Here is a 26,982-nt window from a genome sequence, read left to right on the forward strand (position 1 = left end):
ATGCATACAAATAAGGCGTAAATGTTACAGCCTAAATTGCTCGCCTAAATATACATCGCGTACAGTTTTATCGTTTAATACGTGTTCAGGGGCACCAGAAGCAATCAGTTCCCCATGAGAAACAATGTAGGCTTTTTCGCAAACATCAAGGGTTTCTCTTACATTATGGTCTGTTATTAATACACCAATACCACGGTTTTTAAGGTGTTCAATAATTTTTTTAATATCCAACACTGAAATAGGGTCAACGCCGGCAAACGGTTCGTCTAATAAAATAAACTTTGGATCTGCAGCTAAAGCACGTGCAATCTCTACTCGGCGACGCTCTCCGCCCGATAGTGCCATACCTTTACTGTCGCGAATGTGTTGAATGCTAAATTCATCCAATAGATTATTAAGTGTATCTTCTCTGGCTTGCTTAGTGAGCTCCTTTCGAGTTTCTAAAATAGCCATTAAGTTTTGATATACGGTTAACTTTCTGAATATAGACGACTCTTGCGGCAAGTAGCCAATGCCTAATCTAGCACGACTGTGCATAGGTAAAAGAGTAATATCGTTCTCGTCGATAGATATTTTACCTTTATCGCTAGGGACTAAGCCTACAATCATATAAAACGTGGTGGTTTTACCCGCACCGTTTGGACCAAGTAAACCCACTATGCTACCGGCTTTAACTTCTAAGCCTACATTTTTAACGACTTCTCGGCCTTTGTAGCTTTTGGCTAATAGCTCTGCTTTTAATGTACTCATGGCTGACCTTTATCGCTTTTTTTTGGCTCCACAGGTACTAAAATGGTGTGCACGCGGTCAGTTGAGCTTTCATCTTTTTCGGCGCTAATGAGTTGTTGCTCAATATCGTAGGTAATGCTTTTTGCATTCATTTTTTGCCCAGCTTGAGAGACCTGTGCATCTCCAATTAATGTTAAAAAACGTTTAGAAACATCGTATCTAACTTCATTAGCGCTGGCGCTCATTATTGTGCCGTTGGCTTGTTTTTCTTCAAAATAAGCGGGTGTACCTGTGGCAATTAACAGTTGCTTGTTATCACCCAATTCATCGCGTTTATGCACTTCTAGGCGGTCAGCAGTAATTTTTCTGTCGCCGTGAATAATTTCAACGTTTTTTTCGAATATACCTACATTTTCTTTCAGTTGACCTTCTTGCTTATCTGCACTAATCGAAATTTGATTTGCAGCAAGTGGCGCCGTTGGTTCAGCAGCATTTGCACCGAGTGCAAGTATAAATGTTGGAATAATAAAGAGTGTTAATAGTTTATTGGTCATAATAAATAGTTCGCGTATGGTTAATTAGTTTTATCACTTCGGTTTTTAAATCGGCTTCGAGGCCTTTACCGGTGATCTTTAAATTGGGTCCTGTAACAATGACAGGTTGTTCTGATTGCATCGTTAGTAATTTTATATCTACCTGAATATTATCAGCATTTATTTTATCTATCATTGCGTTATCAGTTAAATTACTAGCAACAACGTTACCTTCTAGTATTAATTGTCTGCCTTCGTATAGTGTTGCTTCGTTAGCGTTAATTCGCCACGTTTGTTTGTCGTTATAAAGCGTAAAAATGGGTTTATCAAAAAAGGTAAATCCTAATTCTTGATATAACTCCATTCGCGCTGCCGTTACTTTATGGCTAATTTTCCCATTCTCGTCATACGCTGTTTGTTTTAGCTCTATGGCAGTGTAATCGGGCTTTGCAATTATGTCTGCTTCGGTTTGCTGCGGTAAACTTACTTGTGTGAAATAAGGGTACCAAAGCCAAACCATACAGCTGATGAATAAAACGCTTAATATGATGCGCGCAGCATTCATGAACTCGTACCTTTGGTGGTCAAGGGTTTGTTGTTTTCAAGCATTAGCAGGTCGGTAAGCTCTCTCACTGCACCAAATCCACCAAGCATTTGTGTGGTGTAATGCGCTAAACGTTTTATCAGCGGATGCGCGTCGTTTACTGCAACAGCAAACCCTACTAACTCCATTACCGGCATGTCGGGGCCGTCATCGCCAATGTAGGCAATTTGCTCATCAGATAAGTTAAGCTTTGATTTTAGCTCCTCATAAGCGAGGAGTTTGTTTTCTTGACCTTGGTAAATGTGTTGTACTGTTAGGCTTGTCATACGCTGTTGTACTATTTTTGAGTGTCGTCCGGTAATAACCGCAACGTCAAAGCCGCTGTTAATTAGCGCTTTAATGCCAAAGCCATCTTTTGTATTAAACGCTTTGAGCTCTTCACCTTGGTTACCCAGATAAATACGACCATCAGAAAACACACCATCGATATCACAAATAAGCAGCTTTATTTTTTTAGCACGGGCTTTTGCGTCTTCGCTTAGAGGTTGGTAGAGCTCTTCAAATTGCATTTATAGTACTCCTGCTTTTAATAAGTCTTGCATATTTAATGCACCAATAGGGTGATTTTGCTCATCAACAATTATTAAGCCATTTATACGTTTTTGTTCCATAATATTTAACGCTTCAGCGGCCAAAATATCTTGTGTTGCAGTGGTGCAGGACTTAGTCATCACAACATCTATTTGTGTTGTATGTATATCAATTCGTTGTTCTAAAATACGGCGTAAATCACCGTCAGTAAATAGCCCTACAAGTTGCTGCTGAGAATCAACTATGGCCGTCATACCTAACCCTTTGGCCGACATTTCTATTAGCGCATCTTTTATAGTTTGAGTAACATTAATAATAGGTGTGTTTTTACCGCTATGCATGACATCTTTTAAGGTCAGCAGCAAACGTTTACCTAAACTACCGCCGGGGTGAGATAGTGCAAAGTCATCAGCTGTAAAACCGCGGGCTTCTAAAAGTGCAACCGCCATGGCATCACCCATTGCAAGTGTTGCTGTTGTGCTTGCGGTTGGAGCTAAGCCTAACGAACAGGCTTCTTTTTGTACTTTTATGCAAATATGTACGTTGGCAAGCGTGGCCATCGTTGAGCTGGCGTTGCCTGTCATGGCTATTATTTTGGCGCCAAGGCGTTTTAAAACAGGAATTATATTGAGTACTTCGCTTGTTTCACCTGAGTTAGAAATGAGCATAACTACATCATTTTTAGTGATCATCCCCAGATCGCCATGACTGGCCTCACCCGGATGTACAAAAAAAGCAGGGCTGCCAGTACTTGCTAATGTTGCTGCTATTTTATTACCAATATGACCTGATTTTCCCATACCTATAACGATAGTTCGGCCTTGGCAATCATATATTAATTGACATGCTTGATGAAAATTTTCATCCACATATTGTGTAATATCACTCAAAGCTTGGCGCTCTATATCTAATACACGTAAGCCTTGTTCAATAAAATTTAGCGTTGCCATTACTTACCCTACTTGACTAAAAATATACCCTTGGTAGCCCAAAAACGCGATTAATAATAAGCCGCCTTCTACTCTATTGATGCGTTGAGCACCCCTAAAGTTCAATGACATGATAATAAGCGCAACAGTGGCACCAATCATTATTAGTATGTCGCGGTTAGCAACCGACGGGTCAATAACTGAAGGGTTAATAATGCCTGCAAAAGGCAATACTGCAAGAATATTAAAAATATTAGAGCCAACAATATTACCCAGCGCTAAATCATCTTCATTTTTAAGTACGCCCGCAATCGAGGCAGCAAGCTCAGGCAGGCTAGTTCCTATTGCAATAATTGTTAAGCCAATCACTAAATCGCTTAAGCCAAAGTATTTAGCAATATCCACCGCTGAATCAATTAAAAAATGTGCGCTAATAGGGAGTAAAATCATACCAATAACCAACCAAAGTATAGCCTTGTTAGTGGGTACGTCGTTTGGTACTTCGTCACATGCTTCTGATACAAATGGGTCTGTTTGATTTTTAGCACGCAGCGAGACAATAATTAGCCCGCCAATAAATACAACAAAACCAATTAATAACGCAACGCCCTCGGTGAACGAAAAGTAGTTATCTGAAAATATATACCAGGTAGCCAGCGATATAATAAGCACTAACGGGATTTCACGTTTTAATGTGCTTGAAGAAACGCTAAGAGGCCTAAATAAAGCGGTAATACCTAACACCAGCAAAATATTTGTGATATTTGAGCCAATTGCGTTACCTACCGCGGTGTCGGTTTTTTCTGCTAATGCGGCAGAGGCCGACACCATCATTTCAGGTGCTGATGAGCCCATGGCTACAACGGTTAAACCAACAATTAAGGTTGGTACACCAAAGTTTTTAGCCAGTGCCGCAGCACCATAAACAAACCTGTCAGCACTCCAAACTAGGGCTGCAAAACCAAGAATCAAAATAACAAACGAGGTAACCATTGTATTAAGCCAGTTGTTCAAAATAGGAATGGCGCGAATAGTAACAAATGCCACGATGAAAGTATAAATAAAAGAGTAAGGTCAACTACGTAGACTAATTCATTTTACTAAAATTAATTAGTAGAAGCTGGCAGCCTTTAAGTATCAATTTATAGGAAGTAATCACTCTTCAATAGCTCAGCCTTACCTACATACTAAACAGTTTACTTTAAATTTGATTTCGACAGGGTTACAGGTCCTATTTTAAGTGTTGGTTAAGTGAATATAAGTGAGTCTTAATGTGTGTTTTGCACGTACATTACAAAATCTTACGAATTGTTTTTTCCATATTGGATCAAAAAGATTTAAAATAGGGGCACTAGTGAACATTTTTATGGAGAGCGACTTGTCGCAATCAATAGTAGAAGTCAAGGATGTTAGCTTTTCCAGAGGCGATAGGGTCATATATAAAAATATGAGCTTTAGTGTGCCTAAAGGCAAAATCACTGCGATTATGGGACCAAGCGGCATTGGTAAAACTACGATGTTGCGTTTAATTGGTGGTCAATTAAAACCTGACTCGGGTGATATTTTATTTGAAGGTGGCAGTATTCCTTCCATGACGCGCTCAGAATTATATGAAGCGCGTACAAAAATGAGCATGCTATTTCAAAGTGGTGCTTTGTTTACTGACATGTCTGTGTTTGACAATATTGCTTTTCCGATTCGCGAGCACACAAAACTAAGTGAAGACCTTATTCGATTAGTTGTGCTAATGAAGCTGCAGGCTGTGGGTTTGCGTGGTGCTAAAGATTTAATGCCCTCAGAGTTATCTGGCGGTATGGCAAGGCGTGCAGCTCTTGCGCGCGCAATAGCGCTCGATCCAGAGCTTATTATGTATGACGAACCGTTTGCTGGCCAAGATCCTATTTCAATGGGCGTGCTTGTAAAGTTAATTAAATCGCTCAATCAAGTATTGGGTTTGTCGTCTTTAATTGTGACCCATGATGTGACTGAAGTCATGAGTATTGCCGATCACGTTATTATTATTGCCGATCAGGGCGTAATAGGCTCAGGTACACCAGATGAAATGCGCAATCATGAGTCTGAGCTAGTTCAGCAATTTTTAAAAGGTTTGTCTGATGGCCCTGTTCCATTTCATTTTCCCGCGCAAGCCTATGCAGATGAGCTGCTTGGAGAAAAAGCCTAATGTTGGATCTGTTTCAAAAGTTAGGGCATAAAACGCTTGGGCGCTTTGCTGCCCTTGGCCGCTCAGCTTATATGTTGTTTAGTGCACTTGCGCATGTTCCTAATTTTAAAAAAGGCACACCGCTGCTTGTGCGCCAGCTTTATATGGTGGGCTCGCAATCACTACTAATTATCATGGTTTCTGGCTTGTTTATCGGTATGGTACTCGCATTGCAAGGCTACACCGTATTAGTAGGGTATGGCGCTGAAGATAGCTTAGGGCCGCTTGTTGCGCTGAGTTTATTACGCGAGTTAGGCCCCGTAGTTACTGCACTATTATTTGCGGGGCGTGCTGGTAGTGCACTTACCGCAGAAATAGGCTTAATGAAAGCCACCGAGCAACTCTCATCGTTAGAGATGATGGCAATTGATCCACTTAAACGTATTATTGCACCCCGCTTTTGGGCTGGCTTTATTAGCATGCCTTTACTTGCAATTATATTTTCTGCCGTTGCAATTATAGGTGCTCATTTAGTTGGGGTTGATTGGTTAGGTGTAGATACTGGTAGTTTTTGGTCAATTATGCAATCGCAAGTGTCGTTTCAGGCTGATGTGCTAAACGGCATAATTAAAAGTTTTGTATTTGCAATAGTTGTAACTTGGATTGCACTTTACAAAGGCTATGACTGTGTTCCAACATCGGAAGGGATCAGCAAAGCAACCACCGAAACAGTTGTACATTCGTCATTGGCCGTTTTAGGTTTCGACTTTATTTTGACAGCGGTAATGTTTACTAGCTAATTAGGGTATAAATAATGAATTCACGGAAATTAGAAATTTTAGTTGGCTTTTTTGTAGCGCTTGGCATTTTAGCTTTTGCTATGTTAGCGCTTAAAGTAGCGAATGCGGGTATTAGTGGCTCAGGCGAAACCTATTCACTTAATGCAAAATTTGAAAATATTGGCTCATTAAAAGCACGTGCCCCTATAAAAGTGGGTGGTGTGGTAATTGGTCGAGTTGAGTCGATTTATGTTCATCCAAAGGAGTTTTTACCTGTGGTTGATATGACCATTGATGCGCAATACCTATGTCGTTTTTCAGATACAAGCTCTATATCAATACTTACATCGGGTATTTTAGGCGAGCAATACTTAGGTATAAACCCTGTTATTGCTTCTAGTTCAGCGGAACAGCGCTGTTTAGGTGAAACAGTAACTAACAATGAACAAGATACAGCAATTGATGATTTATTTGGCGTAGAAAGTAAAGCGCTAGGCAATGGAGATTCAATTATTGATACTAAGTCTGCCATTGTATTAGAAGAATTAATTGGGCAGTTTCTATTCAATCAAGGTAGTGAGTAATTATTATGTTGAAAAAGTATTTAACTATTATAACACTTAGCGCATTGAGCCTAGTGCAAACGGTGAGTGCTGCAGAAGTAAAATTAGACGATCCAAATAAAATGGTACGAAAAGTATCGGAATACACATTTGACCGTATAAAAAAAGATCAACAATTGATTGTTAAAGATCAAGAGTACCTTCGCGTTATCGTTGAAGAAGAGTTGATGCCCTATATTGATTATAAATACGCAGCACTTCGTGTACTAGGAAGTGAAGTATCTAAAGTACGCGCAATTACTGATGATGCTGAAAAGGCACAAGCAATTAAAGATATTCAGCGCTTTATTGGCGTGTTTAGAGAGTATTTAGTTGCGACCTACGCTGGTGTATTTACCCAATATACTAATCAACACGTTGAATTTGGTGCACCACAACCATTTAAAGGTCAGGATGTAGTTGTAGTAAAAACAAAAATAATTGAAGATGGTAAGCCAGATATCCGCATTGATTTTAAAGTTCGTGAAGATCGCAGTGGGCAGTGGCGTGCATACGACATGATTGCTGAAGGCATAAGCTTGTTAGATGCCAAGCAAAGTGAACTGCAAGGTATTTTACGTCAACAAGGTATCGACAAGGTAAGTGATCTTTTAGAGCAAAAAAGTCAGCTTCCAGTTCAATTTAGAGGTAACAGCTCGAATGACTAAATTGGCCATAAGCCAAATTGACGAGCAACAGTTTCGAGTGAGCGGCGAGCTCTCTCGAAATTCAATTGGCGATGAACAACTTCTGAACAAGCAGCTACAAACTAAGCATAAAACCATCTATTTTGACCTAAGTGGGGTGTCAAGGGTTGACACAGCCGGCTTAGCTTGGTTAATTCACTCTTTTGCAGAATTAAAGCAACAAGGTATTCGCCTTGAATTGCAAAATCCACCTGAGCAATTGCAAAATTTAATGCAATTGGGTCAAGTTACAACCCTATTTGAGTGAGAGTTATGGAAACTAGCCAAGTCGAAACATTATTACGCGAAGAACTTCAATTAGCAGAAGTTCATGTAAAAGCCAATGGAAGCCATTATGAAGTTGTTGCCGTGGGTGAGTGCTTCGACGGTTTAAGCCGAGTTAAAAAGCAACAGCTAGTATATGGCCCATTAATGAATACTATTTCAGACGGTACTATTCACGCAGTTTCTATTCGTGCTTTTACACCGACTGAGTGGAAACGCGAACAAAAATTTATCTTACCGCAATAAATAGGGCCCCCTAATGGATCAATTTGTTATTCAAGGTGGCACTTCACTTGCTGGTGAGGTGACTATCTCAGGTGCTAAAAACGCAGCACTGCCTATTTTATTTGCCTCACTTTTGGCCGATGGTAAAAGTACATTTACTAATGTGCCGCGCTTACGCGATATTGTTACTACCGAAGCTTTACTAAAAACATTAGGTGCAGATGTAAATTGGCAGGGTGATACACTTATAATTGACGGTGCAACCGTTGATAAAACCTTGGCTCCATACGATTTAGTGAAACAGATGCGCGCGTCTGTATTAGCATTAGGGCCTTTAGTTGCTCGCTTTGGTGAAGCGCAAGTTTCATTGCCTGGCGGCTGTGCTATTGGTGCACGTCCTGTTGATATTCATATTCAAGGTATGGAACGTTTAGGTGCGCAAATTAGCGTTGAAAATGGCTACATTAATGCAAAAGTGGATGGTCGTTTAAAAGGCGCTGAAATCTTTATGGAGATGGTCAGTGTAGGCGCAACCGAGAACTTGTTGATGGCAGCAGCATTAGCCGATGGTAAAACAGTACTTGAAAACGCAGCACGCGAGCCTGAAATTACCGACTTAGCTAACTGCTTAATTGCAATGGGCGCTAAGATTACGGGTGCTGGAACAAGTCGTATTGAGATTGAAGGTGTAGAGCGCCTAGCGGGTTGTGAACATAAAATTTTACCGGATCGTATTGAAACAGGGACTTTTTTAGTTGCTGCCGCAATGGCTGGTGGTGAAGTATTGTGTAAAAATACAGACTTCCATTCACTAGAACCTGTTATTGAAAAACTTCGCGCTACAAATGCCTTACTTGAAGTAAAAGACGATTCTATTTATCTAGATATGCGTGGTCGTGAGCTTAAATCGGTGAATGTTAAAACTGCGCCACACCCAGGGTTCCCAACCGATATGCAAGCTCAGTTTACTGCACTTAATGTAGTGGCTAACGGCAGTGCAACAATAACAGAAACCATTTTTGAGAACCGTTTCATGCATGTGCCTGAGTTACAGCGCATGGGCGCAAACATCCGCTTAGAGGGTAATACAGCGATATGTGGTGAGACTAAAAGTTTGTCGGGTGCTCAAGTTATGGCGACTGATTTACGTGCATCAGCCAGCTTAATCCTTACCGGTATTGTTGCCCAAGGTGAAACCGTTGTTGACCGTATTTATCATGTTGATAGAGGGTATCAGCGTATTGAGGATAAACTCAGCGCGCTCGGCGCGAACATAAAACGTAAAACAAACTAATACGTTTAAGTGCAGGTCGGTGTAAACACCGACCCTTCTTTATTTAGAGTTTGGTTTCAAGCTCAGCCACAGTAACCATTATTTTTTCGATTTTCCCATCTCTATACAATTCAAATTCTATTTTTTTACCTGGTTCAGTATTGCCAATTTTTTCGAGTACCTTTTGCGGATTAGCCACTGAAAGCCCAGCAATTTTTATTATAATATCTTGTTCTTCAATTCCCGCTTGCCACGCCGGCCCTAATGGATCTAAATTTGTAATACGCATACCGCTTACAGGGGTTAAGTTATCATTTACTTCTTTGCCTGTACTGTCTACTGCAGTGCCTTCAAATCCTAAGTAACCACGGACTACACGGCCATGGCGAATTAGCTTAGCCATGACCTCCTTGGCTAGGGTGTATGGGACAGCAAAAAATATACCTTGAATATTTAAGTTTTCGCGAGTCTTAAATTGCGCCGAAGTAATACCTACTAAATCACCATTTGAATTAACAAGTGCGCCACCGGAGTTTCCTACGTTAATTGCGGCATCCATTTGGAGTAGGTTATTAAACGGACTATCGGTAATTTTTTGTTTACCTGTGGCACTAACAATGCCTTGTGTGATTGTTTGCCCTAGATTAAGTGGGTTGCCAATAGCGAGTACAACATCACCCACACTTGTTGTGTAGTCATCGTTTACAGGGATAACAGGAAGGTGTTCTGCATTTATTTTTAGCAGTGCTAAATCAGTAATTGTATCAAAACCAATAAGCTGAACATCAAAAAAACGTCGGCCGTCAGTCAAAATCACCATAATCACATCAGCGTTATTAACAACATGATAATTAGTTAGAATGTAACCATCTTGCGACATAATTACGCCTGAGCCTAGCTCCTGAACGGTGTTTTTTCTTTTATAGCGGGGCTCTTTGGAAATACTTTCAGAAAAAATAGTGACGACAGACGGCGCTGCGCGTTTAACTGCATCAGAAAAGCTTAAATGGTTAGCGCTCATTGCACTGGGTATAGGAACATTAGGCAGCAATGCTGCTCTCATATTTGGGCTGAAAAACACCACCAAAAAAGCAATACTGAGGCCTGCAAATAGAGGGGGGAGAACAAATTTAATGAATTTCAGCACAAGTTTCTTATTATTAAAGGAGCAATCCCTTTATGATGGCACAAAAAAAATAACAGCGGCAAGTGCCACTGTTATTTTTATTACACATATACCGCGATTAATTACTGAATTAGAATAAATATAGACTCGCGTCCACGCTTAACGCCTAATACAATATTGCCTTTGGTGTTTTCGATGATTTTATTCATATCGCGAATAGTCTCAACTCGTTGGCGGTTCACTTGTACTATCATGTCGCCTTCTTCTAGGCCTACACGCGCAGAAGGAGAGCGAGGGTCGACAGAGGTAATCTCAATGCCCTTAGCATTATTCTTTTGAACATTCTCTAACTCAGCGCCTTGAAATGCAGGATGTAATTCTTCACCAACCGCCTTAATACCAGATGCGCCATCAAGTGTGACTTTAAGCGTTTTTATTTTACCATCACGGTAAATACTTAGCTTGATTTCTCGTCCTTCCCCTAATGTGGCAATTTTGCTGCGTAGTTCATGGAAGCCACTTATATCGCTACCATTAATGCTTACAATTACATCCCCGGCTTTTATGCCTGCTTTACTTGCAGCGGTATCATCCATTACCTGCATTACATAAGCACCTTGTTTTACATCAAGTTGTTGTGCTTTAGCTAACCCGGCATCAAGTGGGCGACCGGATATGCCTAAAGAGCCACGACGAACCTCACCATGCTCAATAATTTGATCAACCAAGTTTTTCATCATATTAGATGGAATAGCAAAACCAATTCCAACATTACCACCCGATGCACCTAAGATTGCGGTGTTAATGCCAATCAGCTCGCCATTTAAATTCACTAAAGCACCGCCTGAGTTACCTTGGTTAATTGCGGCGTCGGTTTGAATAAAATCTTCGTAACCTTCAATGTTCAAACCACTGCGTCCAAGCGCACTGACAATACCTGAGGTTACAGTGTGGCTTAAGCCAAACGGGTTGCCGATAGCAACCGCAAAGTCACCGACTCGTAATTGGTCTGAGTTAGCGAGTTTGATTTCTGTCAGGTCATCAGCCTCTATTTGCAGTAGTGCAATGTCAGACTCTTTATCTGTACCAATTTTAGTGGCTTCAAATTCACGGCCATCTTCGAGAGTAACGATCATTTTTTCTGCATCTTGGATCACGTGATTATTAGTAACCACATAACCTTCATCCGCATCGATAATCACACCTGAACCTAAACCACTAAATTGGCGCTTTTGGCTGCGAGGTTGTTGCTGGCCAAAAAAGAACTCAAGCGGGTCTGCGCGGCGGCGAACTTCTTTAGAGCCTGATACCTGAATACTCACAACACCCGGGGAGATTTGCTCAAGCATAGGTGCAAGAGTAGGTAGTTGTTGCCCGTTAACTGCTATTGGTAACTTTGCATAAGACGCTACCGGGCTCATTAATAAGCTTGTAGATAAAATAGCAGCACTGATAAGTGATAATTTCATTTTCATAGTCAGGGTTTACTCCACTTAGGAAAAACAAAAATTAAAAAAGGCTGCATAAGCAGCCTTTTTTAATTTGTTAGTAAGATAAAACAACAAAGCTGTTATATCTAAAGACTATGGGGTCAAAAAAAAGTTCATCAAGATGCTTTAGAGCGTTCCTGTACTTTATTTTCACCAGCAAATAAACCAGACTCACCCGACACAAAGTCTGCAGGTTGCGCCTCTGCTGAAGAGCGATCAGAACGGCGTTCTTTTAAAGATGCTTGTAATTGCTCTGTTGTTTCTTTTGAGAAGTATGGAGCTGCAGGTTCTTTATTTCTATCTTCTAAAAGTAATTGATTTGTTTCTTCAACGTGGCTAAGAAGCTGGTTGTAGTTATCTTTCATTTTATTTACAAGCTTGCTGGTACTGGCTAAATGGTCAGCTACGTCTTGGCGATATTGCTCAAGTGCATTTTGCGCTTGTTCCGCTTGCTCTTTTAATTCATCTTGTTTGAACTGTTTTTTAGTAACAAATGCACCAATAAAAAATGCTATAACCGCTACAATAACAATTAAACCTAACCATATCACTGTGCCCATAAAACTACCCCTTTGGGAAAATAACGAAAGAATGCTGATTCATTTATAAATCATATTAAGTGTAATATACCCCGAGTTATGATGCGTGTTAATATGCTTTACAAATTAAACTGCGTTTTGACAGAAAATACATATGACTCCTTGGCAAACATATCAACAAGATTTAAAACGAGATGACTTTGTACACGACGCAGCACAAGAAAATGCTGTGCGCCACTTGCAACGTTTATACGACGACCTCACACAAGCAAAACCAAAATCAACAGGTTTTTTCGCTAGTTTATTTAGTAATAATGAACCCGAACCTATAAAAGGGCTTTATTTTTGGGGCGGAGTTGGACGTGGGAAAACGTATTTAGTTGATACTTTCTACGAAGCATTGCCAAGTGAACGAAAAATGCGCGTGCATTTTCATCGTTTTATGCACCGTGTGCATGACGAATTAAAAAAACTTAATAACACGGCTAATCCACTGGAAAAAGTTGCAGACATATTTAAATCAGAAACAGACATCATTTGTTTTGATGAGTTTTTTGTTCAAGACATAACGGATGCCATGTTGCTTGGTGGTTTAATGGAAGCATTGTTTGCACGCGGAATTGTTTTAGTCGCTACCTCTAATATAGTGCCTGACGATTTATATCGAAACGGCCTACAACGTGCTCGTTTTATGCCTGCCATTGAGCTGGTAAAACTCAATACTGAAGTAGTGAATGTTGACTCGGGTATTGATTATCGATTGAGAACGTTAGAACAAGCTGAAATTTTTCACAGCCCACTTGATGAGCAAGCGGATAAAAACCTGTTTGAATATTTTGATAAGTTGTCAGCTGAACCGGGCCAGCTTGATAAACCTATAGAAATAGAAGGGCGCTTAATAAAAACACGCAAAGTAGCCCAAAATGTTGTGATATTTGAATTTAGTGAATTGTGTGAGACCGCTCGAAGCCAAGTCGATTACATGGAAATTAGTCGTTTATATAACACGGTCATTATTTCTAATGTAAAACAGCTTGGTCAGAACAATGATGATGCAGCAAGGCGTTTTATTGCCTTAGTCGATGAATTTTACGAACGCCACGTGACGTTAATTATTTCAGCCGAAAAACCAATTACCGAACTTTACACGCAAGGCAACTTAAATTTTGAATTTAAACGCTGCATAAGCCGTTTACAAGAAATGCAGTCGTTAGAGTATTTAGCGAGAGAACATTTAGCTTAATAAACATTAGAATGCCGGTCGTTTTACTTTCTTAACACTTATTTGTAAATAGCGATAATTTTCTTGTGGGAAAAACAACCGATCGGTAGCAATGTGATTTAAGTGCTGGTATACTCCCGCGTCTGCCACGTTGCGTTCTATGCCTTCATATAGTTTAGCCACTAATGAGCGGCGCAAAAGTCTAAAACTCGAAGGGGTTATAGCAAACTTAGAGCAGTAGTTAATATTAACTACTTGTGGTTTTAATTGAAAAACATTGGATTTTTATAAATGAAAACGTTTGTTGCTAAACCAGAAACAGTAAAACGTGACTGGTACGTAGTTGACGCTGAAGGTAAAACTTTAGGTCGCATCGCTACTGAAATCGCTCATCGCCTACGCGGTAAGCATAAAGCTGAATACACTCCACACGTAGATACTGGTGATTACATCATCGTTATCAACGCTGAGAAAGTTACTGTAACTGGTAACAAATTCAAAGATAAAGTGTACTACGCTCACTCTGGTTTTCCAGGTGGCCTTAAGTCTACTACTTTTGATAAACTTCAAGCTGCAAAGCCTGAAATGATCATCGAGAAAGCAGTTAAAGGCATGTTGCCACGTGGTCCTTTAGGCCGCGCAATGTACCGTAAACTTAAAGTTTACGCAGGTACTGAGCATAACCATGCTGCACAACAGCCTCAGGTTCTAGACATTTAAGGAGCACTATCATGGCAAATCAATACTACGGTACAGGTCGTCGTAAAAGTTCAAGTGCTCGCGTATTCTTACGCCCAGGCACTGGTAACATCGTAATCAACAAGCGCTCTTTAGAAGAGTACTTTGGTCGCGAAACAGCACGCATGGTTGTTCATCAAGCTCTTGAGCTTGTTGATATGACTGAAAAATTTGACCTTTTCATCACTGTTTCTGGTGGTGGTACAACTGGTCAAGCTGGTGCTATCCGTCACGGTATCACTCGTGCACTTATGGAGTTTGACGAGTCACTACGTCCACAACTTCGTAAAGCAGGTTTCGTTACTCGTGATGCACGTAAAGTTGAACGTAAGAAAGTGGGTCTTAAGAAAGCGCGTAAGCGTCCACAGTTCTCAAAACGTTAATCTATACGTTATCAAGAATTCAAAAACCCAGCTTATGCTGGGTTTTTTGTTATTGGCGTAAAATTTCTTCAGATTCCTTTCCATTTTGATAAATTATTAGTCTAAGCTGTACATTGCAAATTACCGTTTATGATGATCACACTGTGCAATAAAGGCGTATTAATTGTACGAAAGGAAGTAAATAGTCAGATCGCTGCAAAAAAGTTAAATAATTATCGTAATTAGTTTAAATCCATCAGTTAATTGATGGAATTTTTTGCTACAATTGGCGTGGAAGTAAAACGATCAAGTTTTATAACACTATGTGTAGTCTTAAAACTTCCGCTTAGTGGAGTTGATCTTGGTCACTACATCGTTTTTACAGAAGTGATATTATTACTTTTCCAGCTCGTGCTCGAACTAGCTTAATCAAACCATTGGTGAAATTAATATTTTTCAAGACCCGAGTTGCTAATAACCTTGTTTTAAACAAGGGTTTTAATTATGATCATTTCTATTTTAAAAATTTCGAATAATTAACCTGCTGTAACTGATGTTCTCAATATAGCAAGTGTTGAGAATCGTAAGTGGAGATAAGTGGATGAGCAATGCGCCTGTAGACAATGGCCGACGTCGCTTTTTAACCATAGCTACCTCTGTTGTTGGTGGTGTTGGTGCGGCTGGGGCTGCTGTTCCTTTTATTGCGTCTTGGAATCCAAGTGAGCGAGCTAAATCTGCGGGTGCGCCTGTAGAAGTAGATATCAGCAAACTTGAACCTGGACAATTAATACGTGTCGAGTGGCGTGGTAAACCTGTATGGGTTGTATCACGAACCCCAAAAATGCTTGAGCAAATGAAAGAACATGAAGGTCAACTTCGTGATCCGCAATCGCAAGAGCCACAACAATTAGAATCATCAACAAATGATTACCGTTCATTACGTCCAGAGATTTTTGTCGCTGTAGGTATTTGTACGCATTTAGGATGTTCACCTAGCTTTTTACAAGGTGGCTTTGGTGAAAAAGTGGAAGGGACTGATGATGGTTTTTATTGTCCATGTCACGGTTCTAAATTTGATATGGCTGGCCGTGTTTTTCAATCGGTTCCAGCACCATTAAACTTAGAAATTCCACCATATACTTTTCTTGATGAAACTACTATTTTAGTGGGCGAAGAACAAGGGGTGGCCTAATGTTTGGTAAGATTATTGGTTGGATTGACGACAGAATCCCAATGACACGTGTTTGGAACATGCATATTGCACAGTATCCAGCACCTAAAAACTTTAATTTTTGGTACTTCTTTGGCTCATTGGCAATGTTAGTACTAGTGAACCAAATACTGACCGGTATTTGGCTAACAATGAACTACGTACCGTCTGCTGAAGGTGCATTTGCATCAATAGAATATATCATGCGTGATGTAGATTATGGTTGGTTACTGCGCTATCTGCATTCAACCGGTGCGTCTGCGTTTTTCATTGTTGTTTATCTGCATATGTTCCGTGGCATGATCTACGGTTCTTATCAAAAGCCACGTGAGCTACTGTGGTTGTTTGGTATGTTTATTTTCTTAGCACTGATGGCTGAGGCATTCATGGGGTATTTACTACCATGGGGTCAAATGTCATTTTGGGGTGCGCAGGTAATTATTTCATTGTTTGGTGCAATCCCTGTTATTGGTGATGACCTTACACTTTGGATCCGTGGTGACTACGTAATTTCAGGTGCAACGCTTAACCGCTTCTTTGCATTACACGTTATTGCACTACCATTAGTTATTGTAATTCTAGTGTTCTTACACATTGTTGCACTACATGAAGTGGGTTCTAATAACCCAGACGGTATTGATAACAAACGTAAAAAAGGCACGGTTCCTGAAGAAGATAAGCCTAAATTTAAGTTCCATGAATATTACACTGATAAAAAAGACATTATTGATGCGATTCCGTTCCACCCTTATTACACAGTAAAAGATATTGTGGGCGTGGTTGGTTTCTTAATCCTGTTTTGTTGGGTTGTGTTCTTTATGCCTGCTATGGGTGGTTTCTTCTTAGAAGCGCCAAACTTTGAAGCGGCAAACCCACTTAAAACACCGGAACATATATTCCCTGTTTGGTACTTTACGCCATTTTACGCAATCTTGCGTGCAATCCCAGATAAACTAATGGGTGTTGCAGCAATGGGGGCGTCAATTGTAGTACTTGCGTTATTACCTTGGATTGACCGTGGTTCAGTTCGCTCTGTTCGTTACCGTTGTGGTTTCCACAAATGGAACATTGCAGGCTTTGTTGTTACTTTTGTTCTTTTAGGTTGGGTTGGTGCTACACCGCAAACTGACTTTAAAACGATTGTCTCGCAAGTTTGTACTGTGACTTACTTTATGTTCTTCGTGCTGTTATTTGTTTACAGTAAGAATGAAAAAACTAAGCCATTGCCTGAGAGGTTAACGAAATGATGAAAAAACTAATTATTGGTTTATTCGCTTTATCAGTAAATATGTTACCTGCAATGGCAGCAGGTCCGTCGGTTCCTTTAATGGAAGCGGGTAACGATATATCTGATCAGCCATCTTTGCAGCGCGGTGCTAAGTTGTTCATGAACTACTGTCTTGGTTGTCACCAAATGCAGTACCAACGTTATGAACGTACTTTCCGTGATATTGGTATTCCAACGGAAGTTGGCCAAGAGCAACTTATTTTTGATGGTTCAAAAGTTGGTAGCCATATCAAGAACTCAATGGCTAAAGATGATGCAGCGAAATGGTTTGGTGCGGCTCCGCCGGATTTAACCAATGTTGCACGTGTACGCGGAAGTGATTGGATTTACACGTACTTGAAATCATTTTATAAAGATGAGTCTCGCCCGTTTGGTGTAAATAATACGTTATTCCCATCAGTAGGTATGCCACATGTTCTACAAGAACTTCAGGGTGTTCCTACTCCTATTACTGAAGAAGTAACTGTTGACGGTGTAACAACTGTACATATCACAGGTACTGAAACAGATGGTTCAGGTGAAATGAGCGTAGATGAGTATGACCAAGCAGTTCGTGATTTAACGAACTTCCTAGAGTACGTCGGTGAGCCGACTCGACTTGAATCGGAAGCGCTAGGTATTAAGGTAATCGGATTTTTAATTATCCTATTTATCTTGGCATTTATGCTTAAGAAAGAATACTGGAGAGATGTTCATTAATTTTGAACATATTTAAAGGTAATTTTGCAATAGGGGCTTAAGCCCCTATTGCTGTTTTAGTTATTTAATGGAGGTAGGCATGGCCGTAGCTGCCAATAAGCGCCCTGTAATGACCCTTTTCTCTGGGGCTAACTGTATGTATAGCCACCAAGTACGCATAGTACTTGCAGAAAAAGGTGTAAGTGTAGATATTCATTTGGCTGAAAAGGACAATCTGCCAGAAGCACTTCACGAAATTAACCCTTACGGTACAGTGCCAACACTGATTGACCGTGAGCTTGGTTTATATCAGGCAAATATCATCATGGAATACCTTGATGAACGTTTTCCTCACCCTCCACTAATGCCTGTATATCCGGTAATGCGTGGCCGTAGCCGTTTAATGATGCACCGTATTGACACTGATTGGTACAGCCTTGCTGCTAAAATCAGCAATAACACATCAGATGCAGCACAAGCTCGTAAAGAGTTAACTGAGGCATTACTTGCGGTAGCTCCTATTTTTAGCGAAGCGCCTTACTTTATGAGTGAAGAGTTTAGCTTAGTAGATTGTTACTTAGCCCCACTACTATGGCGTTTACCTGAGTTTGGTATTGAGCTTAATGGTGCTGGTTCTAAAGAGATGAAAGAGTACATGATCCGTTTATTTGAACGTGAATCATTCCAAGCTTCGTTAACTGAAGCTGAGCGTGAGATCCGTTTATAATGACGCCTAATCGTCCTTATTTATTACGTGCTTTTTTTGATTGGATAGTCGATAACGATTGTACGCCGCATATTGTGGTGGACGCTGGTTTTGCAAATGTGCAAGTGCCTACACAGTTTGTGCAAGATGGACAAATTGTGCTGAACATTAGCCCATCTGCAGTTACACAGTTTTCGTTAGACTTAACTCAACTTAGTTTTAACGCGCGTTTTGGCGGTCAGCCAATGCAAGTTTATGTACCTTTAGGTGCTGTGCTTGCAATTTACGCTCGCGAAAACGGCGAAGGTACAGTCTTTACTGCAGACGAGTTTGTAGAGGACGAAGACGAGTTTGATGAAGGTCTAAAAAGTGTTGATTCATCAGAGTATATAGATGAAACACCACCAGAAAAACCTGAAAAGAAAAAAGGCTCGCATTTACGTGTTATAAAATAATATGTAGATTACAAAAAAACCGCTTAAAAGCGGTTTTTTTATTGCTGTAATTTAGTGACTTTTAATTAATATATTCAAATACCTTTACAACGCGCTCAACGCCCGACACATTACGTGCAATATTAACTGCGCGATTAGCTTCATCTTGAGACACCAAGCCCATTAAATACACCTCAGCGTTTTCTGTAACCACTTTAATGTTATTGCTGCTAATATCTTTAGTTGCTAGTAACTGCGCTTTTACCTTGGAGGTAAGCCATGAGTCGTGTGTTTGAGTGGTTATACCAATATTTGAACCAATACGAAGTTGGTTATGAATTTTACGAATGCCAGCAATTGACTCTACGGTTATTTGTGCTTCGTTTTTCATTTCCTGATTAGCAACTTGACCAACAAGTAGAACAATACCATTAACACTTATGGCGTTAACTCGAGCTGATTTTTCTAGGCGTTCAACTTCACTAATAGCAATACTGGCTTTAATTTCTATATTGTTATCATCAATTTGTGAGCCAATGGTGCGACGGTCATTTGCAGCGGTTACTGCACTGGCTGTACCGGCTACAACAGCTGCGGCGCAGCCTTGTAATAAAACAACGGTGCCTAATACGATGAGAGAGCGTTTAAACATAATTTTCATCCTGAGGGAAAAGCGTTAAATCTATGAGTTCACTTAAACAGTGTAAGTTAGTTAAATGCGACTCTATAATTCGGCTAGGGCGTTTAGACGGTGTTCTTATTTCAACATCATTAGGGCCAAGTAAACCCACTAATTCACCCCCGTCGTCACCCACCATAACAATGACCTTCATATCGCGTGTGAGTGCAGCTTCAACGGCTGAAATGACTTGTTTTTCATTGCCATTAATTGCTAATACCAATAGTAAGTCACCTTGCTGAGCAAAAGCACGGATTTGGCGAGCAAATGTGTCGTGATCATCACTGTGATTGTTTTGCCCAAGATTTATATTTTCTTGTGATAAAGCAATAGCAGGTAAGCAAGGACGCTCTGTTTCATAGTGATTAACCAATATCCCCGCCATGTGTTGCGCAAGCATATGACAGTTAGCTGTTCCGCAACAAATTAACTTATTACCATTAATTAGGCTTTGTGCAATTGTAAATGCGGCCGATTCAAGTGCACTGGGTAGGACTTCTCCAGCAGCTATTTGAACTTGAATACTTTCTGTAAAAATTTCTTTTATTGTGTCTTGCATAGCCTACCAATTTATTTTTAGTATTTTAAAATACGTTTTTAAGCCAATTATATGTAGGAGATGATTCTCCAGTTATGGCTACATAGTCAATTCTTAATGCCTGATTTGTTAAGTTTTTAGCCGCTAAGTAATGATAAATACTGCGTTTAAGCCGTTCTTGCTTTTTTGCACTGAGCGCATAATTAGCACCGCCTCGAGCGTTATTTTTGCGAAACTTTACTTCTACAAATACGAGGGTGTTTCCCTCTTTCATAATAATATCGAGCTCACCAAAGGGGCAGTAATAATTACGCTCTATAGGCTTTAACCCTTGCGACACTAAGTATTTTTGCGCTTGTAGCTCGTAGTACTGACCTTTTTCACGACTATTTTGCCACAGCTCTTTAAACCACGACATGTCGCCCCCTTAACTTAATAAAGTCTAATTTAAAGTTTGCACACCACTGGCTGACTGCATAAACAAGGGCACAGGGCGCTGTGTTTTAAGCTGAACGGGCTTAATTTGGCGATTAGTATATTGCGCCCAATCAAGCACTCGTTGTATGTGGCCATTACTATTAACTGATAACTTACCGCTCAAACCACTAAATTGATTACCAGGCATTAAGCTCAATTGCCTAATATCATTAATAACTAGTACTGCATCGTATGCCATAGCGAATAAGCGTTGGCTTATGTCGGCTTGCTCAGGCCAAAGGGTATTGTACTGCTCACGTAAATTATGTTGTTTTATTTGCGAGTTAAGCATCCAAGGTAACTCTGTAAAGTAGAGTCCATCTAGGTCGCCTTTATCGGTCGAATCTATCTGTTTACTATGACTTTTAGAACTGGCATAAAGCGGGATCCGTTGTGCAAACGTACTAATGTTAACGTCAAGATAAGGCTTAATTAAACGGGTCTCTGTAGCATCACCTAAAATATAAATGACATCAATATCACTGCGTGAGCGTGTTTCACTCTCAACTTCTTGCTTAAATAATGCTTTGATTGTTTTTATACGCTCTTTAGATTTGTCCACTTCTAATAAGTTAGTAATGGTTTTAGGCATGTCTTGGTTGTTTTCATAAAAACCAATTTGAGGTTTAGTCTCGCTATAGCGTTGCCATTGCTGATTAAAAAAATCAACTAAACGCTGGCCATTATTGTTTTCTGGGGCAAGTAACATAGGTTTTTGGTATCCCATAGCCAGAAAATGCTCTAATGCTTGTTCTACCTCATGCTCAGGATTTAACGCAAAATAATAATGTTGAAGCGAAATAGTGTTTCCGTCGAATGTATTCAAATGTAGTGTTGGAATGTTAATCAGTGTTTCAGCAGCTGTTAGCTTATCTATATTTGCTTTAAGTAGTGGGCCAACTACAAAATCAGGATTTATTTGATCAAGCTTTGCAGCAATTTCTGCAGTACTTAAATTCTCATCAATAAAAATAGCTTCATTAATGTTTTGTTTGTCTAAGGCCGCCAGAGCACCAGCTTTTAATGCATTTCCTAGTCTTTCGTTTGGGCCAGACTGAGGAAATAAAAGAACTAGACGATCAATATTCAAAGGTGCTAACTCAACAAGACCTCCGTCTTGTTTAGGTAAAACAGTACCAGCAGGGTGCCCTACGTAACGACGTCGCCAGTTATTAATTGCTTGGTCAAGTTCTACACCGCTACCTGCATATACTTGGTGATATAGAGCAAGGTTGACCCAGCCTTGTTGAATAACAGAGCCGCGGTTAAAACGCTCCAATGCATAGGAAGACAACTGTTTTAGGTTATCCCATAACTGTTGCTCGAGTTGCGGGATGTCAATTTTACTTTTTGCAGATGTTTCAGATGCTCTAAAAAAGTAGGGAGCTGCTTTTTTTGGAAAATTTTGTGAGGCGTAAATGCTAGCTGTTAAAAACTGATGCCATGCAAAGTGCTCAGGCTGTGTTAGTTGCCCATCTAACGATTGTAAAATAATTAAAGCCTGGTCATTTTTATTTTGTTGTTTTTGCGCGTATGCAATATAAAGACGATTTTGAGTTTGATCGACACTTGCTGTTAGCTCAAGGTCGCTACCAATTTGCTCTAATAATGGCCAGTTTTTTTCAGAAATAGCGGCATCACGTGCGCTATACAATAATTGTATTTTGTCAGCACCTTGACGATTTACGGCTAATTGATAGATAGATTGCGCACTGGTTGCTTGATTTTTTAGCGCATTAGCACTGCTGCTGAAGTTATCGCTTTTTTTAATTGGTTTTTCGGTTGTGCTACACGCCGATAACCCTGACAATATAATTAATAGACCAACTAGTTTAAGTCGCACAATGATTTCCCAATACGTTAACGCGATTTGCTTATATTACTGACTGACGCAGGAGACCTCAATGTTAAATGAGGAGAATTCACATAAAATTGGCACTCTTTACATTGTTGCCACCCCAATTGGCAATTATGACGACTTAAGTCAGCGTGCAATCGCGACATTATCGCAAGTTGACTTAATCGCTGCTGAAGATACTCGCCACACCGGCAAGCTGCTCAGCCATTTTGGTATTAAAGCAAAAACATTTGCATTACATGATCACAACGAAAAACAAAAAGCGCAGCAAATTATTGATCAGCTTAATCAAGGTTTAAATATAGCCTTGGTGTCAGATGCCGGTACACCGCTTATTAGTGACCCAGGATATGCGGTTGTAAACTTATGCCGTGAACAAGGCGCAAGCGTAACCCCTGTGCCTGGTGCATGCGCTGCTATAACCGCAGTGTGTTGTTCAGGTTTACCTACTGACCGCTTTCAGTTTATTGGCTTTACGCCCGCTAAAAGTAAAGCGCGCCAAGACTTTTTTACTGACGCGGTAAATTCAGGTATTACCAGCATTATGTATGAAAGCACACACCGTATTATGGCAAGCCTTGACGATTTAGAAACTGCACTTGGCAGTGAACAGCAGGTGGTGTTTGCTAAAGAACTCACCAAAACCTTTGAAACCTTTTTTAATGGAACGGTAACTGAGCTTAAGCAGTTTTTAACTGACGATCCTACTAAGCAACGCGGCGAAATTGTACTCATGCTGGCGGGCAAACCCAAGCTTGTAGACGATATTCCACCTGAGGCTCGTAAAATGTTGGCTCTACTTGAAAAAGAAATGCCAATGAAAAAAGCGTGTGGTGTTGTAGCCGACTACTTTGGCATGAAAAAAAATGCACTATACAAAACAATTATTGAAGAAAAAGAGTAAATATTACTGCGCTTGGCTTTAGCGTCATGTATACTGCGCGCCGAGTCAGCCAAGATAATCGCTGCCTGTGACGAAAATGATCAGGGGGAGGAAAGTCCGGGCTCCACAGGGCAGAGTGCCAGCTAACGGCTGGGGGGCGTGAGCCCACGACAAGTGCAGCAGAGAGAAGACCGCCAACCTCGGTTGGTAAGGGTGAAAGGGTGCGGTAAGAGCGCACCGGGCCGCTAGTAATAGTCGGTTGCAAGGTAAACTCCACTCGGAGCAAGACCAAATAGGGTTCCTTATGGCGTGGCCCACGTTGGAACCGGGTAGGTTGCTTGAGCCATAGAGCGATTTATGGCCTAGACGAATGATTATCACTTTCTTCGGAAAGGACAAAACCCGGCTTATAGGGTGACTCATAAATTTCCATAACCGCCTGATTTTTCAGGCGGTTTTTGGAAACTTATTATAAGAAAAAGCAATTGTGACACCTAGTGTGCCACCGAGTTGTGCCACCGCAAAGCAACGACCTCACCAAGAGGCCATTATGAAATCAGTTGCAGGTGCCGAATATTTATATATCCGCAAAGGTACATTTTACTTTCGATATAAACTTCCAAAACCCTTCTTAAAAAAAGATATTCGAATCTCTTTAAATACTCAGGATTTAAACCAAGCCCTTGTTCTTATTAAATATTTAAGTCCTACCGTCAACAACTTAATCTCTTTACCCCTATATCACAAAATGTCTGATAAACTACAAAAAGAACAAGTAATTAATGCGATTAAGCTGGATATGAAGAGACGACTTGAGCAACATCATATAGATCAAATTTTAGCTTCTGAAGAGGTGCTTTTTAAAGATAACCTCAATATTACTAACGCTTTAAGTCGCGTCCACCTTACTTCAGACACTTTAAGTGATCCAAGTATCAGTACAATTGGCGCAGAAACTAGGCAAATTTTCTTTGATTTGTGTCAGAAGTATGAAAATTTAAGCGATATGATTCAAAACGAACCTATTGAGTCTGACCCTGAATTACTCATCTTGGTTTCCTATGTATCTAAATTACTTCTGCTAATGAACAAGCGAAGCTTAAAAGAAGTCCATACTGATAAAAATATAGATGTTGAAGTACGCCACATGGCTCATATGATGCATTTATTCAATGGCGGTGAGTTAGAAGTAGACTCTCTAGATAAAGGTAGTTTTAACCACAATAATGACGATGAAACCTACTATGGAGGGGCTGCTATTGAGCGGAATAATAATATTTTTAAGATAAACCATTTAGCTGATAAATATGGGTTTGAAATCCCACTAAGCGCTATTAATTATAAAATATTCAATGAGAAGCTCATCAGCTCAGAACTATTGCTTAAAGAGTTAGCTGATGCTGTCTTTAGCAAAGATACTCTTAAGGTCAGAGAGATTGAGGGGTTGATAAAAAGTAATCTTATAAGCAACCCTGTAATCCTTCCTGAGCCTGAATTAACACAGAATAAAGAAATCAAACCATTTAGCAGTGTTTACCAAGAATTTTTAAATTTTAAAATTGAAAAAGAAAACCTCAGTGAGAAAATGCAAAAGGATTATGAGCGGTGCCATACTGTTTGGCAATTATTAACTGAAGATGCCGACATTGCTTCATATGAACCTAAGGATATCGGTATTTTTATTGATCAATGTTTTGATTTGCCAAAAATGAATGTAGCTCCGTTTAACAAAATGACTATGTCAGAGCGTGTAGCAGCAGATGTACCCGAAGATAAGCGTATTGCACCAAAGTCAGTGCAGGGCTATTACAAGTGGCTACAAAGTGTTTTTGCGTACGCAAAAAGGGATACGATTAGTTATATCAAACAGTCCCCTTGCATCATAAAAAGAGACTTTACTCAAAATAAGCGCGGGCCTTTTACTGATACAGAGCTGAATTTATTTCAAGAATTTGCCTTAAAAGAAACGACAAGCTGGAAAAAATGGAGCCTATTACTTGCTATCTACACGGGTGCTAGAAGGGGGGAGCTTTTTCAGCTACGAGCAGAAGACATTAAAAAAGACCAAGATAGTGGTTTACATTATATATTGATTACTGATGAGCATGAGTCACAGAAGGTGAAAACTGACAATGCCCGCAGAAGAATACCTGTCCATTCTAAACTTATTGAATATGGCTTTTTAGATGTCATCAGCAGCACTAAAGGGCGCATACTTAATGGTATTGATAATAGAAATACTATCACATCTTGGTTTGGGAGATTAATGTCACAATTAGATATTGATTCAAAGACAGAATTAAATCATATCCGCTCTTTTCATAGCTTCAGACACTCATTCATTACAAAAATCAGAAATGAAAGCCGTGAAAACTTAGACTTATATATACTTCAGCAGATCGTTGGCCATGAGCTATCTAATGGTGGTATTACAGATAATTATACACATCACACCGCGTCAATAATCAAGCTTAGTAGTGTTATCGAAGGTTACAAGATTAATCCAACTTCTTATTAGTTAATGTTAATCATTATTTATTCTAGGGACTTAAGCTTTTTTAGTTCGGCTTTATTCTGGCTCATATGGATAAAAATTTTATTCATAGCTTTTTTAAAGTTAACTCTATCTGCAACTTTTGGGTTGAATTCAAGTGTTTCATTTGGAGAGCCATCTTCGCCTAATTGATTAACAAGGCTAGATATAAGGTTTAAGGTGTCATTATCTACAAAGATGGTTTTTCCATTTTTATTAGAAGCTAATTTACGACAATTATTTTTCCATTTTCTATAGGAGTCTGTAGGTAAGCTTAAAACAAGTGATCTAAGCTCATTTAGATAAACAGCTAAAATTTCTTTATCTCTCTTGCGCTTACAACCGACTATTTGTATCACCTTTCTATCTTCTTCATCATAGTCTTTTAAAGTTAATTTAGTTTTCGTTTTTACTTTTTTCGCTAATATTGCCTCTAAAGATTTTACATGGACTTCGTCTGAAGATGAGCGCTTTAGCTGCGCTAATAATTTGTCCGAAAAAAGAATTAAATGTGCATATGGTACGTTTCTCTTACTCATAGTTTCCCTAAATTTATTTGTATCATTAGGCACTATTCTACATGTGTATAATAAAATTTTAACTATTTATCTAATGTATATTTATTGAATTATTAGCGCGTAAATTCAAAACTTTACACATGAATTCACACGTCTTTTTATTGCGTTAAACCAGTGAATTCACGTGTCCTCTTGTTGCTTTTAAACATGTGAATTCATGTGTCTATTAATGTTTTTAACCAATGAATTCATGAGTTTTTATTGCTTCTAATTAGTAAACTTAAAAGTGTAACTAGTGATTTTATATTTTATTGGTTATTGAAATTACCAGTTAAAACTCTGTATTTAAAGGCTCATGATAAAAGT

General features: G+C 39.7%; 32 protein-coding genes and 1 other RNA gene. 19 read left to right on the forward strand and 14 right to left on the reverse strand.

What is annotated here, in order from left to right; all coding sequences use genetic code 11:
- Positions 1-24: 24 nt before the first annotated feature.
- Genes lptB through KZZ04_RS00140 form a run of 6 tightly spaced genes read right to left on the reverse strand, consistent with a single transcriptional unit; the run spans position 25 to position 4,319 of the window.
- The gene (lptB, locus tag KZZ04_RS00115; RefSeq protein WP_058403251.1) at positions 25-750 is read right to left on the reverse strand and encodes an LPS export ABC transporter ATP-binding protein; all 726 of its coding nucleotides are present in this window, start codon (positions 748-750) and stop codon (positions 25-27) included.
- Complete coding sequence (gene lptA / locus KZZ04_RS00120) at positions 747-1,283, reverse strand: lipopolysaccharide transport periplasmic protein LptA (protein WP_219421332.1); 537 nt, start codon at positions 1,281-1,283, stop codon at positions 747-749. Before lptA ends, lptB begins: the two co-directional genes overlap by 4 nt.
- Positions 1,273-1,827, reverse strand: coding sequence for an LPS export ABC transporter periplasmic protein LptC (gene lptC, locus KZZ04_RS00125; RefSeq protein ID WP_058403249.1), 555 nt, complete (start codon positions 1,825-1,827; stop codon positions 1,273-1,275). The genes lptA and lptC overlap by 11 nt, the downstream gene beginning before the upstream one ends.
- Positions 1,824-2,375 (reverse strand): 3-deoxy-manno-octulosonate-8-phosphatase KdsC, encoded by a 552-nt coding sequence (gene kdsC, locus KZZ04_RS00130; RefSeq protein WP_219421333.1) that lies wholly within the window; start codon positions 2,373-2,375, stop codon positions 1,824-1,826. Before kdsC ends, lptC begins: the two co-directional genes overlap by 4 nt.
- Positions 2,376-3,347 (reverse strand): KpsF/GutQ family sugar-phosphate isomerase, encoded by a 972-nt coding sequence (locus KZZ04_RS00135; RefSeq protein ID WP_219421334.1) that lies wholly within the window; start codon positions 3,345-3,347, stop codon positions 2,376-2,378.
- A gap of 3 nt (positions 3,348-3,350) precedes the next feature.
- On the reverse strand, positions 3,351-4,319 hold the full coding sequence (locus KZZ04_RS00140) for a calcium/sodium antiporter (protein ID WP_219421733.1): 969 nt from the start codon (positions 4,317-4,319) through the stop codon (positions 3,351-3,353).
- 373 nt (positions 4,320-4,692) lie between these two features.
- Between KZZ04_RS00140 and KZZ04_RS00145 the strand changes: the two genes are divergently transcribed.
- The 7 genes from KZZ04_RS00145 to murA are packed head-to-tail and all read left to right on the forward strand — an operon-like array spanning position 4,693 to position 9,358.
- On the forward strand, positions 4,693-5,508 hold the full coding sequence (locus KZZ04_RS00145; RefSeq protein WP_074210176.1) for an ATP-binding cassette domain-containing protein: 816 nt from the start codon (positions 4,693-4,695) through the stop codon (positions 5,506-5,508).
- On the forward strand, positions 5,508-6,287 hold the full coding sequence (gene mlaE, locus KZZ04_RS00150; RefSeq protein WP_006792105.1) for a lipid asymmetry maintenance ABC transporter permease subunit MlaE: 780 nt from the start codon (positions 5,508-5,510) through the stop codon (positions 6,285-6,287). Before KZZ04_RS00145 ends, mlaE begins: the two co-directional genes overlap by 1 nt.
- A 14-nt stretch (positions 6,288-6,301) precedes the next feature.
- Positions 6,302-6,850: an outer membrane lipid asymmetry maintenance protein MlaD gene (gene mlaD, locus KZZ04_RS00155; protein WP_006792106.1), complete on the forward strand. Its 549-nt coding sequence runs from the start codon at positions 6,302-6,304 to the stop codon at positions 6,848-6,850.
- A gap of 5 nt (positions 6,851-6,855) precedes the next feature.
- Positions 6,856-7,536, forward strand: a complete 681-nt coding sequence (locus KZZ04_RS00160) for a phospholipid-binding protein MlaC (RefSeq protein ID WP_219421335.1) — start codon at positions 6,856-6,858, stop codon at positions 7,534-7,536.
- The gene (locus KZZ04_RS00165) at positions 7,529-7,822 is read left to right on the forward strand and encodes a lipid asymmetry maintenance protein MlaB (RefSeq protein WP_058403244.1); all 294 of its coding nucleotides are present in this window, start codon (positions 7,529-7,531) and stop codon (positions 7,820-7,822) included. The genes KZZ04_RS00160 and KZZ04_RS00165 overlap by 8 nt, the downstream gene beginning before the upstream one ends.
- Positions 7,823-7,827: 5 nt before the next feature.
- Complete coding sequence (locus KZZ04_RS00170) at positions 7,828-8,085, forward strand: BolA family protein (protein ID WP_006792109.1); 258 nt, start codon at positions 7,828-7,830, stop codon at positions 8,083-8,085.
- Between the two features lie 13 nt (positions 8,086-8,098).
- A complete protein-coding gene (gene murA / locus KZZ04_RS00175) occupies positions 8,099-9,358 on the forward strand; it encodes a UDP-N-acetylglucosamine 1-carboxyvinyltransferase (RefSeq protein ID WP_219421336.1) in 1,260 nt (419 codons plus the stop codon).
- A gap of 43 nt (positions 9,359-9,401) precedes the next feature.
- Here murA and KZZ04_RS00180 read toward each other — a convergent pair whose 3' ends face one another.
- Positions 9,402-10,358, reverse strand: a complete 957-nt coding sequence (locus KZZ04_RS00180) for a trypsin-like peptidase domain-containing protein (RefSeq protein WP_257903510.1) — start codon at positions 10,356-10,358, stop codon at positions 9,402-9,404.
- Here KZZ04_RS00180 and KZZ04_RS21105 point away from each other — a divergent pair.
- Positions 10,273-10,602, forward strand: a complete 330-nt coding sequence (locus KZZ04_RS21105) for a hypothetical protein (protein ID WP_257903527.1) — start codon at positions 10,273-10,275, stop codon at positions 10,600-10,602. The genes KZZ04_RS00180 and KZZ04_RS21105 overlap by 86 nt on opposite strands.
- Here KZZ04_RS21105 and KZZ04_RS00185 read toward each other — a convergent pair.
- Together KZZ04_RS00185 and KZZ04_RS00190 are read right to left on the reverse strand one after the other, a co-directional pair.
- Positions 10,586-11,938 carry a DegQ family serine endoprotease gene (locus tag KZZ04_RS00185; RefSeq protein WP_219421337.1) on the reverse strand — a complete coding sequence of 451 codons (1,353 nt, stop codon included), beginning with the start codon at positions 11,936-11,938 and terminating at the stop codon, positions 10,586-10,588. The genes KZZ04_RS21105 and KZZ04_RS00185 overlap by 17 nt on opposite strands.
- Positions 11,939-12,069: 131 nt before the next feature.
- Complete coding sequence (locus KZZ04_RS00190; protein ID WP_219421338.1) at positions 12,070-12,513, reverse strand: YhcB family protein; 444 nt, start codon at positions 12,511-12,513, stop codon at positions 12,070-12,072.
- A gap of 133 nt (positions 12,514-12,646) precedes the next feature.
- On the opposite strand from KZZ04_RS00190, the gene zapE reads away from it, so the two are divergent.
- The 8 genes from zapE to KZZ04_RS00230 all read left to right on the forward strand — a co-directional run bounded on the left by zapE (position 12,647) and on the right by KZZ04_RS00230 (position 19,151).
- A complete protein-coding gene (gene zapE, locus KZZ04_RS00195; protein ID WP_219421339.1) occupies positions 12,647-13,735 on the forward strand; it encodes a cell division protein ZapE in 1,089 nt (362 codons plus the stop codon).
- A gap of 270 nt (positions 13,736-14,005) precedes the next feature.
- Positions 14,006-14,434, forward strand: coding sequence for a 50S ribosomal protein L13 (gene rplM, locus KZZ04_RS00200; protein ID WP_002957960.1), 429 nt, complete (start codon positions 14,006-14,008; stop codon positions 14,432-14,434).
- 8 nt (positions 14,435-14,442) lie between these two features.
- Positions 14,443-14,835 carry a 30S ribosomal protein S9 gene (gene rpsI / locus KZZ04_RS00205; RefSeq protein WP_086007041.1) on the forward strand — a complete coding sequence of 131 codons (393 nt, stop codon included), beginning with the start codon at positions 14,443-14,445 and terminating at the stop codon, positions 14,833-14,835.
- A gap of 580 nt (positions 14,836-15,415) precedes the next feature.
- The gene (gene petA, locus KZZ04_RS00210; RefSeq protein WP_006792117.1) at positions 15,416-16,006 is read left to right on the forward strand and encodes a ubiquinol-cytochrome c reductase iron-sulfur subunit; all 591 of its coding nucleotides are present in this window, start codon (positions 15,416-15,418) and stop codon (positions 16,004-16,006) included.
- Entirely contained in the window at positions 16,006-17,271 is a 1,266-nt protein-coding gene (locus KZZ04_RS00215) for a cytochrome b N-terminal domain-containing protein (protein ID WP_006792118.1), read from the forward strand. The genes petA and KZZ04_RS00215 overlap by 1 nt, the downstream gene beginning before the upstream one ends.
- Positions 17,268-18,011: a cytochrome c1 gene (locus tag KZZ04_RS00220; protein ID WP_219421340.1), complete on the forward strand. Its 744-nt coding sequence runs from the start codon at positions 17,268-17,270 to the stop codon at positions 18,009-18,011. Before KZZ04_RS00215 ends, KZZ04_RS00220 begins: the two co-directional genes overlap by 4 nt.
- 79 nt (positions 18,012-18,090) lie before the next feature.
- Complete coding sequence (gene sspA / locus KZZ04_RS00225; protein WP_006792120.1) at positions 18,091-18,717, forward strand: stringent starvation protein SspA; 627 nt, start codon at positions 18,091-18,093, stop codon at positions 18,715-18,717.
- The gene (locus tag KZZ04_RS00230; RefSeq protein ID WP_219421341.1) at positions 18,717-19,151 is read left to right on the forward strand and encodes a ClpXP protease specificity-enhancing factor; all 435 of its coding nucleotides are present in this window, start codon (positions 18,717-18,719) and stop codon (positions 19,149-19,151) included. The genes sspA and KZZ04_RS00230 overlap by 1 nt, the downstream gene beginning before the upstream one ends.
- A 61-nt stretch (positions 19,152-19,212) precedes the next feature.
- Here the strand turns inward: KZZ04_RS00230 and dolP are convergent, their stop codons facing one another.
- The 4 genes from dolP to KZZ04_RS00250 are packed head-to-tail and all read right to left on the reverse strand — an operon-like array spanning position 19,213 to position 22,667.
- Positions 19,213-19,782, reverse strand: a complete 570-nt coding sequence (gene dolP, locus KZZ04_RS00235; RefSeq protein WP_219421342.1) for a division/outer membrane stress-associated lipid-binding lipoprotein — start codon at positions 19,780-19,782, stop codon at positions 19,213-19,215.
- A complete protein-coding gene (locus KZZ04_RS00240) occupies positions 19,775-20,368 on the reverse strand; it encodes an SIS domain-containing protein (protein ID WP_058550706.1) in 594 nt (197 codons plus the stop codon). Before KZZ04_RS00240 ends, dolP begins: the two co-directional genes overlap by 8 nt.
- A gap of 25 nt (positions 20,369-20,393) precedes the next feature.
- A complete protein-coding gene (locus KZZ04_RS00245; protein WP_219421343.1) occupies positions 20,394-20,765 on the reverse strand; it encodes a YraN family protein in 372 nt (123 codons plus the stop codon).
- A 24-nt stretch (positions 20,766-20,789) separates the two neighbouring features.
- Complete coding sequence (locus tag KZZ04_RS00250) at positions 20,790-22,667, reverse strand: penicillin-binding protein activator (RefSeq protein WP_219421344.1); 1,878 nt, start codon at positions 22,665-22,667, stop codon at positions 20,790-20,792.
- Positions 22,668-22,728: 61 nt separating this feature from the next.
- Here KZZ04_RS00250 and rsmI point away from each other — a divergent pair, with 61 nt between their 5' ends.
- The 3 genes from rsmI (at position 22,729) to KZZ04_RS00265 (ending at position 26,083) form a co-directional block, all read left to right on the forward strand.
- The gene (gene rsmI, locus KZZ04_RS00255; protein ID WP_219421345.1) at positions 22,729-23,586 is read left to right on the forward strand and encodes a 16S rRNA (cytidine(1402)-2'-O)-methyltransferase; all 858 of its coding nucleotides are present in this window, start codon (positions 22,729-22,731) and stop codon (positions 23,584-23,586) included.
- A 41-nt stretch (positions 23,587-23,627) separates the two neighbouring features.
- Positions 23,628-23,991: RNase P RNA component class A (gene rnpB, locus KZZ04_RS00260), an RNA gene on the forward strand.
- A gap of 124 nt (positions 23,992-24,115) precedes the next feature.
- Complete coding sequence (locus KZZ04_RS00265) at positions 24,116-26,083, forward strand: site-specific integrase (RefSeq protein WP_219421346.1); 1,968 nt, start codon at positions 24,116-24,118, stop codon at positions 26,081-26,083.
- Between the two features lie 17 nt (positions 26,084-26,100).
- Here KZZ04_RS00265 and KZZ04_RS00270 read toward each other — a convergent pair whose 3' ends face one another.
- Positions 26,101-26,637, reverse strand: a complete 537-nt coding sequence (locus KZZ04_RS00270; RefSeq protein ID WP_008468387.1) for a hypothetical protein — start codon at positions 26,635-26,637, stop codon at positions 26,101-26,103.
- Between the last annotated feature and the right edge of the window lie 345 nt (positions 26,638-26,982).

The sequence above is a fragment of the Pseudoalteromonas sp. CR1 genome, assembly GCF_019392235.1.
In the GTDB taxonomy this organism is placed as follows: domain Bacteria; phylum Pseudomonadota; class Gammaproteobacteria; order Enterobacterales; family Alteromonadaceae; genus Pseudoalteromonas.